The sequence below is a fragment of the Variovorax sp. 3319 genome, assembly GCF_031456585.1.
Lineage (GTDB): Bacteria > Pseudomonadota > Gammaproteobacteria > Burkholderiales > Burkholderiaceae_C > Variovorax > Variovorax paradoxus_P.
This window is the reverse complement of sequence record NZ_JAVDUZ010000002.1, coordinates 404,045-419,642: the sequence shown is the minus strand read 5'-3', so window position 1 is coordinate 419,642 and position 15,598 is coordinate 404,045. Positions and strand designations below refer to the sequence as shown.

At 65.8% G+C, this 15,598-nt stretch carries 14 protein-coding genes; 4 read left to right on the top strand and 10 right to left on the bottom strand.

The annotated features are described in order from the left end of the window. Nucleotides 1–51: 51 nt before the first annotated feature. Nucleotides 52–1,275: an RtcB family protein gene (locus J2X67_RS06275; protein ID WP_309951487.1), complete on the bottom strand. Its 1,224-nt coding sequence runs from the start codon at nt 1,273–1,275 to the stop codon at nt 52–54. A gap of 354 nt (nt 1,276–1,629) precedes the next feature. Next, nucleotides 1,630–3,183, bottom strand: a complete 1,554-nt coding sequence (locus tag J2X67_RS06270; RefSeq protein WP_309951485.1) for an RNA-binding protein — start codon at nt 3,181–3,183, stop codon at nt 1,630–1,632. 215 nt (nt 3,184–3,398) lie between these two features. Here J2X67_RS06270 and rtcR point away from each other — a divergent pair, with 215 nt between their 5' ends. The 3 genes from rtcR (at nt 3,399) to J2X67_RS06255 (ending at nt 6,419) form a co-directional block, all read left to right on the top strand. Then, nucleotides 3,399–5,012, top strand: a complete 1,614-nt coding sequence (gene rtcR / locus J2X67_RS06265) for an RNA repair transcriptional activator RtcR (RefSeq protein WP_309951483.1) — start codon at nt 3,399–3,401, stop codon at nt 5,010–5,012. A 72-nt stretch (nt 5,013–5,084) separates the two neighbouring features. Continuing rightward, on the top strand, nt 5,085–6,032 hold the full coding sequence (locus J2X67_RS06260) for an ornithine cyclodeaminase family protein (protein WP_309951481.1): 948 nt from the start codon (nt 5,085–5,087) through the stop codon (nt 6,030–6,032). Nucleotides 6,033–6,167: 135 nt separating this feature from the next. Then, on the top strand, nt 6,168–6,419 hold the full coding sequence (locus J2X67_RS06255; RefSeq protein WP_309951479.1) for a hypothetical protein: 252 nt from the start codon (nt 6,168–6,170) through the stop codon (nt 6,417–6,419). Between the two features lie 54 nt (nt 6,420–6,473). On the opposite strand, the gene J2X67_RS06250 is transcribed toward J2X67_RS06255, so the two are convergent. From J2X67_RS06250 to J2X67_RS06240, 3 genes are read right to left on the bottom strand one after another with little or no spacing between them, the layout of a single operon-like run. Further along, entirely contained in the window at nt 6,474–8,264 is a 1,791-nt protein-coding gene (locus tag J2X67_RS06250; RefSeq protein WP_309951477.1) for a cytochrome c biogenesis protein DipZ, read from the bottom strand. 28 nt (nt 8,265–8,292) lie between these two features. Next, nucleotides 8,293–9,660, bottom strand: coding sequence for an ATP-binding protein (locus tag J2X67_RS06245; protein WP_309951475.1), 1,368 nt, complete (start codon nt 9,658–9,660; stop codon nt 8,293–8,295). A 35-nt stretch (nt 9,661–9,695) separates the two neighbouring features. After that, complete coding sequence (locus J2X67_RS06240; RefSeq protein WP_309951472.1) at nt 9,696–10,115, bottom strand: organic hydroperoxide resistance protein; 420 nt, start codon at nt 10,113–10,115, stop codon at nt 9,696–9,698. 208 nt (nt 10,116–10,323) lie between these two features. Here J2X67_RS06240 and J2X67_RS06235 point away from each other — a divergent pair, with 208 nt between their 5' ends. Then, nucleotides 10,324–11,064, top strand: coding sequence for a response regulator (locus J2X67_RS06235; RefSeq protein WP_126747108.1), 741 nt, complete (start codon nt 10,324–10,326; stop codon nt 11,062–11,064). Between the two features lie 87 nt (nt 11,065–11,151). Here J2X67_RS06235 and J2X67_RS06230 read toward each other — a convergent pair whose 3' ends face one another. From J2X67_RS06230 to J2X67_RS06210, 5 genes are all read right to left on the bottom strand, one after another. Next, on the bottom strand, nt 11,152–11,742 hold the full coding sequence (locus tag J2X67_RS06230; protein WP_309951470.1) for a thioredoxin family protein: 591 nt from the start codon (nt 11,740–11,742) through the stop codon (nt 11,152–11,154). 159 nt (nt 11,743–11,901) lie between these two features. After that, the gene (locus J2X67_RS06225) at nt 11,902–12,879 is read right to left on the bottom strand and encodes a tripartite tricarboxylate transporter substrate binding protein (RefSeq protein ID WP_309951468.1); all 978 of its coding nucleotides are present in this window, start codon (nt 12,877–12,879) and stop codon (nt 11,902–11,904) included. Beyond that, a complete protein-coding gene (gene pcaF / locus J2X67_RS06220; protein WP_309951465.1) occupies nt 12,879–14,084 on the bottom strand; it encodes a 3-oxoadipyl-CoA thiolase in 1,206 nt (401 codons plus the stop codon). The genes J2X67_RS06225 and pcaF overlap by 1 nt, the downstream gene beginning before the upstream one ends. A 31-nt stretch (nt 14,085–14,115) precedes the next feature. Beyond that, a complete protein-coding gene (locus J2X67_RS06215) occupies nt 14,116–14,763 on the bottom strand; it encodes a 3-oxoacid CoA-transferase subunit B (protein WP_309951462.1) in 648 nt (215 codons plus the stop codon). After that, on the bottom strand, nt 14,760–15,461 hold the full coding sequence (locus J2X67_RS06210) for a 3-oxoacid CoA-transferase subunit A (RefSeq protein WP_309951460.1): 702 nt from the start codon (nt 15,459–15,461) through the stop codon (nt 14,760–14,762). Before J2X67_RS06210 ends, J2X67_RS06215 begins: the two co-directional genes overlap by 4 nt. Nucleotides 15,462–15,598 lie beyond the last annotated feature (137 nt).

Here is a 15,598-nt window from a genome sequence, read left to right as displayed (position 1 = left end):
TCGATTGCCGTTGCACACGACCGCGCCCAGTCCTGAGAACAGCGCGGGCTTCTAACCCTTCACGCAAACCACCTGCTTTAGCGTGTAGACCACCTCCACCAGGTCCTTCTGCGCCTCCATCACCGCGTCGATGTCCTTGTAGGCCATCGGAATCTCGTCGATCACATCGGCGTCCTTGCGGCATTCAACACCCTCGGTCGCGGCGATCTGGTCTGCGATGGTGAAGAGCTTCTTCGCCTTGGTGCGGCTCATCTTTCGGCCCGCGCCGTGGCTGCAGCTCATGAAGCTCTCGGGGTTGCCCTTGCCGCGCACGATGTAGCTCTTGGCTCCCATGCTGCCTGGAATGATCCCGAGCTCGCCGGCCTTCGCGCTCACCGCGCCCTTGCGCGTAACGAGCACGTCTTCGCCGAAGTGCGTTTCGCGGCTCACGTAGTTGTGGTGGCAGTTCACCGCTTCCACATGCGCCTCGAACGGCTTGGCAATGACCTTGCGCGCGGCCGCGACCACGCGCTGCATCATCACTTCGCGGTTGGCACGCGCAAACTTCTGGGCCCAGCCCACCGCGCGCACGTAGTCGCCGAAGTACTTGGCACCTTCTTCGAAGTACGCCAGGTCCTGGTCGGGCAGGTTGCGCTGGTGCAGCTCGGCGTCTTTCTTCGCAAGCTCGATGAAGTGCGTGCCAATGGCATTGCCCACCCCGCGCGAACCCGAGTGCAGCATGAACCACACCGCGCCCGCCTCGTCGAGACACACCTCGATGAAGTGGTTGCCGGTACCCAGCGTGCCCAGGTGCTTGTGGTTGTTGGTGTTCTTCAGGCGCGGGTAGTCCTCGCAGATCAGACCGAACTCGTCCACCAGCTTGGCCCACGCCGCATCGGTTTCGTCGGGCGGCGTTTCCCACGAGCCCTTGTCGCGGCCCATGCGCTTGGGGTTCGATCCGTGCGGCACGGCCTTCTCGATTGCGGAACGCAGCGGGCCCAGGTTGTCGGGCAGGTCGCGCGCGTTGAGCGTGGTCTTGCAGGCCATCATTCCGCAGCCGATATCCACGCCCACCGCGGCGGGGATGATCGCCTTGAAGGTCGGGATCACCGAACCCACGGTCGCGCCGATGCCGTAATGCACGTCGGGCATGGCCGCGATGTGCTTGAACACGATGGGCAGGCGCGCCGCGTTCTCGAGCTGCTTTTGCGCCTCGTCTTCCACCGGCACGCCGTTCGTCCACATTTTTACGGGGACGCCGTTGGCTACCTTGTGCAGTTTGTAGTTCTGTTCCATTTTTCTCTCTCTATCCATTCTTCACGACTGTGCGATTCAAGCGCCGGATTCGATATCCGCACTTGCCATAAAAAAACAGCGACAAAAATCGGCGAAACGTTCGTGCTCTACCACTGAGCTACGGTCTTTCGACCGACGGGATTCGAACCCGCGACCACGAGATTAAGAGTCTGTAGTTCCGCCAGCATTCGCTGCAAAAAACCTCATCCCCGTTCGGCGACCAACAATCGATGCGAGGAAGAACATGGTGGATGTACTCGCATCTGCATTCGCCGAACGACGACGTTCAATTCATTTCGAGCCGGGCACCACGGGCCGAAGCCTGCGGCGCCCTTCTCTCTCTTTTTTCTTCTCTCAGATCGAAGTCTCTTCGATCACACCCACCCAGTGCTCGGCGCCCAGGCCGCCCGCGGCATACACCGCCAGCAGCTTGAACACTTCGTCGCTGAAGCCGCCGATGTTCAGCACATCGCCGCGCTCCTGCGCCTGGGTGGTCGCATAGGGCTGGATGTCGATGCACACCAGCCGCGCCTTGGGGTTGCGCTGCTTGAACGCCTCCCACTCCTGCATGGTGGCCGTACCCCGGCCACGTGCACGGTCGGCCCACGACTCGTTGTCCGACACCAGCACCACCAGGTCCGCCTGCGCCTTCTCCTTGTTCAGCAGCGCCAGCGGCGCGCTGCACGAGGTACCGCCGCCACCCACCGCTGCCAGTTTGGCTGCGTTGGTCATCACCGAATCGCGTGGATTCAGCTCGAGCGGCACCACCTTCGTTTCAAAAGGCAGCACACGCGCATCCGCATTGCGGCGCAGCACGGCGGCAGCCATCAGCGCGGCCACGTCGATGCAGCGCACCGCCGAGGTCGCAGAACCGCGGTGGCCCGTCACCGGCGAGCTCATGGAGCCCGACACGTCGGGGCACACCACCACGCGGCCCTCGAACACCGGCACGTTGGCCAGCGCGAGTTCCATCGCGTCTTGCAGCGCGTCCTTCACCACATGCGGCACCTCGGCGCCGGTTGCGGTGTAGGCCGCCATCAGCTGGTACGGCAGCACCCGCGCCTTGGCCACGGCCTGCGGGTCGCGCAGCTTGGCAGCCACCGCTTCGGCGAGGCCGGGCAGTTCGAACACGCCGTGGCGCGCAAAGGTGTTCAGGTTCTGACGCACCATCTGCCACGATCCACGTTGCGCGATCTGCGCCCAGGCCTGCGCGTCCAGCTCCAGCGCGGTCAGCATCTGGAACGGAACGTCGGGCAACGGCTGCGTACGGTCGCGCTTGAAGCGTTCGAAAGCCTGCGTTAGCGGAGGCAGCGCCTCCAGCGCATACGGACGATCGATGAGCCATGCGAACCATGCGGCGCGCCAGGCTTCGGCGGGCTTTGGGTGAGCCATCTTCACCACATCGGCCAACGACGGCGTGTTGCCCACGGCGGCGTTCAGCAGCTGCGCCTCGGTTGCTTCGAGCAGCCATTGCTGCACGAGCTTCTTCGGACGCGTACCAAGCGACTTGCGGCCCACCGCGCCGGAACGCAGCATTTGCACGAAGTTGCGCAGCATCTTGCCGTTGTCGACCACGTGGCCGAACACCTTGGCAAGCAGTGCCACGTCGCGCACGGCCAGCGTGGCAGCCAGCAGCGCGGGCATGTCCTTCATGTGGCCGGCGCGGCGCGCGTACACGGCCGTCTTGGCGACGAACAGCGGATCGACCTCGCGGGCGAGGGCCAGCACGGTGTCGAGCTGGTCCTGAGCTTGCGCATAGAAGGTGCTGTTGAGGCAACCGGTGGCCGCGAGCTGCGCCAGCTGGTGCTTGGGCGACAGCACGTAGGCCGCGCCACCCGCTTCGTTGAGCGTGTTGGCCGAAGGCAGCAGCGCGCCGCGTAGGGTCTGGAAGAGTTGAAGGTTGGCCATGTGACTTCTCCTTGTGCAGTTCTTTTTGTTCGTTCGTTTTCTTGGATTTGTGCTCCTTATTGCAACGGGTATGCCAGTCAGCAGCTTCGTAGCGCCAAACAAGGTTAAGTTGTTGATTTACAAGGTATTTTTCCGATCTCCTGCTGCCCACGCCTAATCCCGCAGGCTAAAAAGGACGGCAGTTCTTATAATTTTGGATAGTCATTTATCCAAGCATGAAGAAATCCATCGTCGTCATCGGCTTTCTCGGCACCCAGCTCGATGCCGGGCAAGGCACCGGCCGCTGGGAGAAGTGGCGCCCCACCGTCTCGCTCGCGCAGCACGAGGACATGGTCATCTCGCGCATGGAGCTGCTCTACACGCTCAAGCACAAGGCGCTGGCCGAGGTGGTCAAGGCCGACATTGCCACCGTGTCGCCCGAGACCACAGTCAATCTGGTGCCGCTCGACCTTGCTGACCCGTGGGACTTCGGCGAGGTGTACGCGCGCCTCTACGACTGGGCGCGCACCTACACCTTCGACACCGAACGCGAGCAGTACTGGACGCACATCACCACCGGCACGCACGTGGCGCAGATCTGCATGTTCCTGCTGGCCGAATCGCGGGTGATACCGGGTGTGCTGGCGCAAACCTCGCCGCCCAAGCGGCAGCGCGCGGGCAACCCGGGCGACGTGGCGCTGATCGACCTCGACCTGTCGCGCTACGACGCGATTGCGCGCCGCTTCGATGCCGAGCAGCGCGATGCCGTGGCATTTTTGAAAAGCGGCATCGCCACGCGCAATGCGCGCTTCAATGCGCTCATCGACGAGATCGAACGCGTGGCGGTGCGCTCGCGCGCACCCATATTGCTGGTGGGGCCGACCGGCGCGGGCAAATCCTTTTTGGCGCGGCGCATGTTCGAACTGAAGCAGGCGCGTCACCAGATGACGGGACCGTTCGTGGAGGTGAACTGCGCCACGCTGCGCGGCGACGGCGCCGCGTCCACATTGTTCGGCCACAAGAAGGGCGCATTCACCGGCGCGGCGGGCGAGCGGGCGGGCCTGCTGCGCACGGCGCACCAGGGCGCGCTGTTCCTCGACGAAATCGGCGAGCTCGGGCTCGATGAACAGGCCATGCTGCTCAAGGCCATCGAAGAGAAGCGCTTCTTTCCCGTAGGCGCCGACAAGGAGGTGGAGAGCGACTTCCAGCTCATTGCCGGCACCAACCGCGACCTGCGCAGCGACGTGGCCGGCGGGCGTTTTCGCGAAGACCTGTTCGCGCGCATCAACCTCTGGACCTACGACCTGCCTGGCCTGGCAAAGCGGCCGGAGGACATCGAACCCAACATCGACCACCTGCTGGCCATTCACGCGGCCGAAAACAACCGCGTGGTGCGCTTCAACGCCGAGGCCCGCGCCGCCTACCTGCGGTTTGCGCAAAGCGCCGAGGCGCTGTGGTGCGGCAACTTTCGCGACCTGTCGGCCAGCGTGACGCGGCTGGCCACGCTGGCGGACGGCGGGCGCATTCCGGTCGCGCTGGTCGAAGCCGAGATTGCGCGGCTTCGGTGGCTGTGGAACCGCGAAGGCCCCAAAGGCCCGAGCGGCGGCGCTGCGGATGTGGACCTCGATGCGCTGCTGGGCGACGAGCGCGCGGCTGCGCTCGACCTGTTCGACCGGCTGCAGCTGGAGGCGGTGGTGCGTGTGTGCCGTGATTCGCGCAGCCTGTCTGATGCGGGGCGGCAGCTTTTCCAGGCGTCGCGCGCGCAGCGCAGCGTGGTGAACGATGCCGATCGCCTGCGAAAGTACCTTGCCAAGCACGGCCTCGAATGGAGCCGCATTGCCGCGGGCTGAGCTATCCTCCGCCGAAAATGGCGAGCGCGCATTGGCCGAATTCTTCGACGCCGCGCTGCAAGCACGGCAACCATGAAGCACTTCGACGAAACCGCCACCCGCGAGCCGCTGGGTTTTGCACGTCTCGTACCCTCGCTGCGCGTCGCCTTCGCGGCCGAGGCGCAGGTGCCGCCGCGCCATGTGCACAGCATCGAGACGGCCGGCGGAAACAAGGGCACCGTGCTCATCATGCCGGCGTGGAGCGATGCGGGGTTTCTCGGCATCAAGACCATCAATGTCTTTCCGGGCAACGGTGCGCGTGGCCTGCCCGGCCTGCATGCGACTTATGTGCTGTACGACGCGCACACCGGCGTGCCGCTCGCGATGATGGATGGCAACGAGCTCACCGCGCGCCGCACGGCGGCTGCGTCGGCGCTGGGCGCCTCGCTTCTGGCGCGGCCCGATGCGCACCGGCTTCTGGTGGTTGGCACCGGCCGCATCGCCAGGTTGCTGCCTGCTGCGCATGCGAGCGTGAGGGCCATCGACGAGGTGCAAGTGTGGAACCACCGGCCCGAAGGCGCCGAGGCACTGGCCGCGCAGTGGCGCGCAGAGGGCTTCAACGCCCGCGCCGTTACGGGGCTCGAAGCAGCCGTACGGCAAGCCGACATCGTGAGCTGCGCCACGCTCGCAACCCAGCCGCTGGTGCGCGGCGAATGGATGAGTCGGGGCTCGCACCTGGACCTGATCGGCAGCTTCACTCCCGCCATGCGCGAGGCCGATGCCCGCTGCTTCGCGGGCGCCCGCACCTTCATCGACACCACCGAGGCATTGCAGAAAGCGGGCGAGCTGCTCGACGCAATGGCTGCCGGCACGCTGCGCGCCGATGAGGTGCAGGGCACGCTCTCCGCACTCTGCCGGGGCGAGCGTGCCGGCCGCACCGGCAGCGACGAGCGCACCGTGTTCAAGGCGGTGGGCAGTGCGCTCGAAGACCTGACGGCCGCCACGCTGGTGTGGCGGCACGCCCAATCGACACCAGCCTAAGGCTTAAGGCCTAGAAAACCGCGGCTGTTTGCCGGGATGGATAGCCATTTACTGACAAACACATACGTCAAGCGGCTGATGGCACGCCTCTTGCGCGATGGCTAATCTGATGCCCATATTCCAGAGGCCAGCCCCATGCTCACCATTTTTCAGAAAGCCACCATCCTCAGCAAAGCAGGTTTCGAGGTTCCCGCCTGCCCTGCGGAAGACCCGTCGGCAACGTCGACCAACGCGGTTTCTCAAAAGATGCACGAATGGGGCAAGGCCATCGAGACGATGTACGTAGCCTACGTGGCCGCCCGTGCAGCCAAGAGCCTGCGGGACGCTGAAGAGTCGCGCCAGACGGACATGCTGCGGCGGCTCTCCTTGACCGCCTGGGCGGCGTAAAAGTCCTTTTGCCCGTTTCGCTCTTTCGCCAGCCGCCCCGAGCCGCGTCAGCGCTCAGCCGAAGGTGAACGCGTAGGCCTGTGCGCCCGCATCGAGAAACTCGATCTCGAACAGCCTGTCTTTCCCGCTGGTCCCATTGGCGGACTGGCGCACCAGTTGATAGAGCTTCTGCGCATCGACTACACCGTAGCCCTGCGCGTCCGTATCGGCACCGTGATCCGCAAGAGGCGGCTTGCCGTCTACCAGCACCCTGAAGCGCACCGGCTTGCCGTTGGCCGCCGGGCCGAGCACCAGGTGCAGGTCGCGCGCCTGAAAGCGATAGGCGATGCGGCCGTTGGCACTGTTGAGCACTGCGCGCTCGGCCTCCACTGTCCAGTCGCCGGCCAGCGCCCACTGGTTGGTTCGCAGCGCAGAAGCCGCCTGGTAGACCTTTGAATGATCTCGCACCACGCCTCCCGGCGAGGCAAAACCGTGCGCGCGCTCGTGGCCCAGGTAGGTTTCGCCGGACAAGGCGGGCTCCAGGCCAGGTTGCGCCTGGGTACCCTGCCCCGTAGGCGCGACCAGCCCCGCCGGAATGCGGGCCTGCCCCGCCTCGGCCAGCAGCTGCTGGATGACCTGCTCGGCCTTGTCGTACCGGCCCTCGCCCAGCTGATGGTGGCGAATGCGCCCCTCGGCGTCGATGAAGTAGAACGCCGGCCAGGCATTGTTTTCGAACGCACGCCAGACTGCGAAGTCGTTGTCCGTGGCCACCGGAAAGCCGATGCCCAGGTCCTTGGTGGCCCTGCGCACATTGGCCGAACGCTTTTCGAAAGCGAACTCCGGCGTATGCACGCCGAGCACCACGAGGCCCGCGTCCTTGTACTTTTCCGCCCATGCGTTGAGGTAGGGCAGCGTGCGCAGGCAGTTGATGCACGAATAGGTCCAGAAGTCGACCAGCACCACCTTGCCGCGCAGCGCCTGCGGCGTGAGCGGCGGGGAGTTGATCCATTCGGTGGCGCCGGCAAGCGAAGGAAAGTTGCCTTCGACCGCGAGTTGGCGCGGGGGCGCAGTTGCCGTGCGGTTGTCGGACACCCGCAGCAAGCCTGCTTCCTCCTGCGCGGCAACCGGCTCCGCGTGCGGCTTGCCGGGCTTGATCTTGTCGACCAGCGCCTGCTCCAGCGCCGACGTGGTGCCGACCGAGAGGCGCGCGAGCAAGCCGGTGTCCAGCCCCATCGCGATGGCGCCCACGCCCACCAGCACGGCCCCGCCGGCGGCGCGCCGCACCCACTCGCCGGTGTGCAGCGACCGTTTCATGACCGAGAACACGCGCCCGCCGAACAGCAAAGCGGCCGCCAGCGACGTGCAGGCGCCGGCAGCGTAGGCGAGCAGCAGCAGCGAGGTGCCAACGCTTGCGCCATTGAGCGCCGCTCCGGTCAGGATGAGGCCGAGGATCGGGCCCGCGCACGGGGCCCAGAGCAGGCCCGTGCCCACACCCAGCATGAGCGGCGAGAACACCGAGCCCGGCATCGCATTGCCTTGCGTCTCGGACATGCGCACACCCAGCGCCACCAGGGGCCGGCTCATGCGGTCGGCAATGCCCGGAAACATCAGCGTGACGCCGAAGAGCGCGAGCATTGCAATGGCGGCATAGCGCCCGTACTCGTTGAGCGTGACGATCCAGCCGCCGCCCACCGCTGCCAGCGTGGCAACGGCCGCAAACGCCAGCGCCATGCCCAGCAGCATCGGCAGGCCGTGCGAGCGAAACGGGCGGTCGGCGCGTGCGAACACGAAGGGCAGCACCGGCAAGATGCAGGGGCTCAATATGGTGAGCACCCCGCCCAGGTAGGCGATGAGGAGGATGAGCATGATTCGGTTCGTCCGTTAAAGGATGTGTTCAGTGCACAGGCGCGGTGCCCAGCGTGAGCCGGGCTTCCAGCCCGCCTTCGGGGCGGTTGTCCAGCGTGAGCTCGGCGCCCATGGCCATTGCGAGCTGGTGCGCAATGGCCAGGCCCAGCCCCGTGCCGCCGGTGCTGCGGTTGCGCGAGCTCTCGACGCGGTAGAAGGGCTTGAGCACCGCCTCGAGTTCGTCGGGCGGAATGCCCGGTCCGTTGTCGAGCACGGCAACCACCAGCCTGCCGCCTTCGGCATGCACCTGCAGGCGCACGTCGGTGCCAAACTTCAGCGCGTTGTCGATCAGGTTCATCAAGATCCTGCGCAGCGCATTGGGGCGGCTCACGATGGGCGCGCCGGCCTTGCCTTCGAGCCGCACCTGCTGGCCCACGTCTTCGTAGTCGGCCACCATGCTCTCGAGCAGCGCGTCGGCGTCGATGCGCAGCGGCGGCTCGGTTGCGCCATGAAGCGTGCGTGCGTAGGTAACGCCCTCACGCACGAGCAAGTTCATGGCGTCCAGGTCTTGCCGGAACTTCTCGCGGTCGTGCTCGTTGTCCATCAGGTCGGTGCGAAGGCGCATGCGCGTGATGGGGGTCTGCAGGTCATGCGAAATGGCCGCCAGAATCTCGACGCGCTCCGCCATGTAGCCGGCAATGCGCTGCTGCATGGCGTTGAAGGCGCGCGCCGCATGCGCAACCTCGCTGGGCCCGTCTTCCGCGAGCGCCTGGCCTTTGAGGTCGGGGCCGAGCTCGTCGGCCGCGGCAGACAGCTGCGCGAGCGGCCGTGTGACCAGCCTTACCGCATACCACGCGCAAACGGCCAGCACCAGCAGCTGCACCACAAGCAGCCACATCACCCAGCCCGACACAGGCATGCCCACGCGCATGGCATGAACCACGACCGAAGACCCGTCGCCCAGCCGCACCTGGATCTGCAGCCCCTCGGGCGGCCACGCCACCTCTCCAACTTTCACGATCTCGAAGGGGCGCATCGCTTCGACGATGGCGGCGGCAAACTGGCGCGAAGCCGGCGATTCGGGCTCGCGGCCTTCTGCACTGCCGCCCAGCACAAAGCGGTAGTTGCGCCGCTCCAGCCGGTCGAGCCAGCCTGCACGCTCGGCCGCGGGGAGGCGGTCGAGAATGGCGACCGAGCTCGCAATGTCGCGCTCGATCCCGATCATCATCAGCTCGCGCAGCGCAATGTTCCGCTCGTAGCGGATTGCGGCAAAAGTGAGCAGTTGCGCAACCGCCAGGCCCACCACGATGATCAGCGTTACCCGATAGAACAGCGAACCGGGAAGCAGCCTGCGCCACCCTCCGGCGGCATTCGCGGCACGGGCCGTGTTCGCAGAAGGGTTCGCAGGAGTGGGCATGGGCGCTTTCTTCTAGAAGATGCGGCGTGACCGGATCACACCAGGTTGATGGCAACGTCGATGTTGCCTCGCGTTGCCTTGGAGTATGGGCAAGTCTGGTGCGCCGCATCGGTCAGCGCCCGTGCCACTTCGCGGTCGAGGCCCGGCAGGCTCACGTTGAGGCGCGCCTGCAGCAAATACTCGGTGCCCGCCATGCCCAGGTCGACTTCGGCGTCCACGGCCAGGTCGGGCGGCAGCGTGACTTTCATCTTTCCGGCCGCCTTGCCCATGGCGCCGATGAAGCAGGCGGACCAGCCGGCGGCAAACAGCTGCTCGGGGTTGGTGCCGGCGCCGGCGCTGCCGGGCGAAGAGAGCTTGATGTCCAGGCGGCCGTCGGAGCTGCGCGCTTCGCCGTCGCGGCCACCCGAAGAGGTGTGGGTCTTGCCGGTGTAGAGGACTTTTTCGATGCGGGTCATGGTGATTCCTTGATGAAGGTTGACGTACGCTGGGTTGCGAACGGACGGATTGTTGGGCCGCCCCCTCCCTGCAAACGCACATTGCGTATGCCTATGTATCCGCCCGAGAAATCAACACACTACGTTTCACTGCGCACGCTTGTGGCCCGGCGGTGACGCTACATTGCGGCTGCGGAGGCCTTCCGCGCCATACCTTTTGCTCACTGCCATGACACCCAAGACTTCCGATCACATCCTCATCGTCGACGACGACCGGGAAATCCGCGAGCTGCTCACCACCTACCTGGTGAAGAACGGCCTGCGGGTGGTCGCGGTGCCCACGGGGCGGCACATGCGCGCCGCGCTCGAAGAGTCGGGCCCGTTCGACCTGATCATTCTGGATTTGATGCTGCCCGGCGAAGACGGGCTCACGCTGTGCCGGGACCTGCGCACCGGCAAGTACAAGGCCACGCCCATCCTCATGCTGACGGCGCGCAGCGAGGAGGCCGACCGCATCCTGGGCCTTGAAATGGGCGCCGACGATTACCTGGCCAAGCCCTTTTCAGCGCGTGAACTGCTTGCGCGGCTGCGCGCCGTGATGCGCCGCACGCGCATGCTGCCGCCCAACATGAACGCCGCCGAGCCGGCGCAGAAGCTGGCATTCGGCGAATGGGAAGTCGACACCGTGGCGCGCCACCTCATCGACGAAAGCGGCGTGATGGTGGCGCTGAGCGGCGCCGAGTACCGGCTTCTGCGCGTGTTCCTGGACCACCCGCAGAAGGTGCTGAGCCGCGACCAACTGCTCAGCCTTACCCAGGGCCGCGAGGCCGAGCTTTTCGAGCGCTCCATCGACCTGCTGGTAAGCCGGCTGCGCCAGCGGCTGCGCGACGATGCGCGCGAGCCGCGCTATATCAAGACCGTGCGGAGCGAAGGCTACGTCCTCGCTTCGTCTGTCGAGGCGAAAGACTGACCGACGCAACGCACTGGCAGCTGGTCGGGTTGCGCACCTCGTGCGCCACGCCGCCCGCAAAAAAGAGCAGCGCAAACCAGAGCTTTTTCATTTGACGTTCCCACCCGGGGCTGCGGCAGCAGCACCCGCGGGTTCCGCAAGCAGCGCCTGGATCTTCTTCTCGGTGGCGCCGTAGCTGCCTTCGCCAAAGTGCGAATAGGCAATGCGGCCTTCCTTGTCGATCAGGTACACGGCGGGCCAATACTGGTTGTTGAAAGCCCGCCAGGTGCCGTAGCTGTTGTCCTGCGCCACGGCGTGCCTGATCTGCAGGCGCTCGATGGCGTCCTTCACGTTCCTGGTCGATTTTTCGAACGCGAATTCGGGCGTGTGCACGCCCACCACGGTCAGCCCCTTGTCCTTGTACTTCTCGTGCCACTCTTTCACGTGCGGCAGGTGGTTCAGGCAGTTGATGCAGGTGTAGGTCCAGAAGTCGACCAGCACCACCTGGCCGCGCAGCGCCTCGAGCTTGAGCGGCGGCGAGTTGAGCCATGTGTCGATGTTCTGGAACTCCGGCGCCGGGCGGGCAGCGCCGGCGGATGCATTGGCGCCAAGCTGCGGCGCTGCAAACGCCAGGGCGGCCACCGACGCGGCGATGGTCGCGGCAATGCTCGATGCAATGGCAACGCGGGGGAGCTTCATGGTGATTTCCTTGGAGCAATGCGCATGGGCGCGGGTTGTTGACGAGCGGATTGTTTTCCGCTCGACAAGCCCGCGGTGCGTATTGCGTATGCCTCTGTATCGGGGCACGAAAATCAACACACTACGTTTCACAAGACGGCTTGCGCATGCCTTGCCGAATCAATCGACCGAAGCTCCCGAGGCCTTGACGATACCGGCCCATAGCGCGCTTTCCCTGGCAATGAGCGCGGCGTATTCGGCCGGCCCGCCGAGCAGCGGCACGGCGCCCTCCACATCGAGGCGCGACTGGAACTCGGCGCCGCCCGCCACCTGGAGCATCTGCGCCGACAGCTCTTTCACGAACGCCTCAGGCGTGCCGCGCGGCGCAAGCACGCCATAGGTGAGCGTGCTTTCGAAACCCGCAAGCTCGCGCAAGCCCGACTCGGCCACGGTGGGCACATCGGGCAGCGAGGGCAAGCGTTTGGCGCCAGTGACGGCGATGGCTCGCAGCCGGCCGCCTTTCACCAGCGCGAGCGCCGGCGGAATAACGCTGAACATCATCTGCACCTGCCCGCCCGCGAGATCGGTGAGCGCGGGGTTGGTGCCCTTGTAGGGAATGTGGTTGAGCTTGCTGCCGGTGCGCTGCGCAAAGAGTTCGCCAGTCAGGTGGCCACCTGTGCCGCTGCCGCTCGATGCGTAGTCGAGCAGGCCCGGCCTCGCCTTGGCTTCGGCGACGAGATCGGCCACGCTGCGCACCTTCGACGCGGCTGGCACTACGAGCACCAGCGCGGACGAGGCGAACATGGCAACCGGCACCAGGTCTTTGCGCGCGTCGAACTTCAGGCCCTTGTAGAGCGCGGGGTTGATCGACACCGTGCCCGTGTGCCCGAGCAGCAGCGTGCTGCCGTCGGGCGCGCTGCGCACCACCTGCTCGGTACCGAGGTTGCCGCCCGCGCCGGGCTTGTTGTCGACGATGACGCCCGACTTGCGCACTTCGCCGAGGCCCTTGGCCATCTGGCGCGCGAACACGTCGTTGCCGCCGCCAGCCGCAAAGGGCACGACGATGCGAATGGGCTTGCCCTCGGCCTGCTGCGCATGCGCGGGCAAGCCCGCCGCCGCCAGAATGCCCAGCAGCAGATCGCGTCGGGCGAGAACCATCAGACGCGTTCCAGGATCATGGCAATGCCCTGGCCTACGCCGATGCACATGGTGCACAGCGCATAGCGGCCGCCGCCCTTGTGCAGCTGGTTGACGGCGGTGGTGGCAAGGCGTGCGCCGCTGGCACCCAGCGGGTGGCCGAGGGCAATGGCGCCGCCGTTGATGTTGACGCGTGCGTCGTCGTCCTTCAGGCCGAGCAGGCGCAGCACGGCAAGACCCTGGGCGGCGAAGGCTTCGTTGAGCTCGATGACGTCGATCTGGTCGAGCTTGAGGCCGGTGAGGGCCAGCACCTTCTGCGTGGCGGGCGCGGGGCCGATGCCCATGATTCGCGGCGCAACGCCGGCGGTCGCCATGCCGACCACGCGGGCGCGCGGCGTGAGGCCGTGCCTGGCGGCGCTGGCTTCGTCGGCCAGCAGCAGCGCACACGCGCCGTCGTTCACGCCGCTGGCGTTGCCCGCGGTCACGGTGCCGTCGGGACGCACCACGCCCTTGAGCCTGGCCAGCGATTCCATGCTGGTTTCGCGCGGATGCTCGTCCTTGTTGACGATGATCGCATCGCCCTTTTTCTGTGGCACGGTCACGGGCACGATCTCGGCGTCGAAGAAGCCGGACTTCTGCGATGCGACGGCGCGCAGCTGCGAGTTGAGCGCCATCAGGTCTTGCGCCTCGCGCTCGATCTTGTAGTCGGTGGCCACGTTCTCCGCCGTCTCGGGCATGGAGTCGACGCCGTACTGCGCCTTCATGAGCTTGTTGACGAAGCGCCAGCCGATGGTGGTGTCGTACACCGCGTTGTTGCGGCTGAACGCGCTTTCGGCCTTGGGCATGACAAAGGGGGCGCGGCTCATGCTTTCGACGCCGCCGGCAATCATGAGGCCCGCCTCGCCCGCCCGAATGGCGCGCGCCGCGGTGCCCACGGCGTCGAGCCCCGAGCCGCACAGGCGGTTGATGGTGGCACCGCCGAGCTCGATGGGCAGCCCCGCCAGCAGCGCCGACATGCGCGCGACGTTGCGGTTGTCTTCGCCGGCCTGGTTGGCGCAGCCGTAGAGCACGTCGCTCACGGCTTGCCAGTCGACGTTCTTGTTGCGTTCCATCAGCGCCTTGAGGGGCACGGCGCCGAGGTCGTCGGTGCGCACGCTGCTGAGCGAACCGCCGTAGCGGCCGAAGGGGGTGCGAACGGCGTCGCAGATGAAGGCTTGGTTGGTCATGTCTTTTGTCTCGAAAGTGAATGAATCCGCTTCAGGCGGCAATGGGAAGGCCTACGAGCTTCTCGAGTTCTTCGCGGCTGAGGCCGTCGACCACGTCGACCAGCTTCAGGCCCTCTGGCGTGCATTCGAGCGTAGCAAGGTCGGAGTACACCCGCTTCACGCAGCCGATGCCGGTGAGCGGATAGGTGCATTCCTTCACCAGCTTGCTCACGCCCTGCTTGGTGAGCAGGTCCATCATTACCCAGGTCTGCTTGGCTCCGATGGCCAGGTCCATGGCGCCGCCCACGGCGGGAATGGCATCTTTCTCGCCGGTATGCCAGTTGGCAAGATCACCCGTGGCCGACACCTGGAAGGCGCCGAGCACGCAAATGTCGAGATGGCCGCCGCGCATCATCGCGAAGCTGTCGGCGTGGTGAAATAACGAGCCGCCCGGCAGCAGCGTGACGGGCTGCTTGCCGGCGTTGATGAGGTCGTAGTCTTCTTCGCCGGCCGCAGGCGCGGGGCCCATCCCCAGAATGCCGTTCTCGCTTTGCAGGATGACCTCGCGCCCTTGCGGCAGGTGGTTGGCCACGAGCGTCGGCTGGCCGATGCCCAGGTTGACGACGGCGCCGTCGAAGATGTCCTGCGCCACGCGGGCTGCCAATTGGTCTTTAGTGCGGCGTGTGTAAGTCATGGTCATGCTGCCTTCTTGAAACCGCCGGCCTGAGTGGCCACGCGTTCGATGCGCACCACCTGGTGCACGAAGATGCCCGGGGTCACGATGGTCTCTGGGTCGAGCGTGCCGAGTTCGGCAATGTCGTGCACGGTGGCAATGGTCTTCTTCGAAGCCATGGCCATCACCGGGCCGAAGTTGCGTGCGGCCTTGCGGTACACCAGGTTGCCCCAGCGGTCGCCGCGCTCGGCCTTGATGAGCGCCACGTCGCCATGGATGGGGTACTCCAGCACATATTGCTTGCCGTCGATCTCGCGCGTTTCGCGGTTGCCCGCGAGTTGCGTACCGTAGCCTGTCGGGCAAAAGAAGGCGCCAATGCCGGCGCCTGCTGCGCGAATGCGCTCGGCCAGGTTGCCTTGGGGCACCAGTTCGAGCTCGAGCTTGCCGCTGCGGTAGAGCCCGTCGAACACCTGGCTGTCGGCCTGGCGCGGAAAGCTGCAGATGATCTTGCGCACACGGCCCGCCTTGAGCAGCGCCGCCAGGCCGGTTTCGCCGTTGCCGGCGTTGTTGTTGACGACGGTGAGGTCACGGGCGCCCTGCTCGACGAGGCCGTCGATGAGTTCGCCGGGAATGCCGGCGGTGCCGAAGCCGCCGATGAGAACCGTGGCGCCGTCCTGGATGCCTTCAAGGGCATCGGCGACCGAGCGCGCGATCTTGTTGATCATGAAGCCTGTCTCCGGGAGTGGGAAAAGAAACCGAACTGCCTGCGATCCGCCGAACAAGCCATCGATTCCGTGAACCGTCGATTTGTTCGTCTAAAGAACATTTGTTCGTATAATGAATTCTAAAGAGGATCACCCTG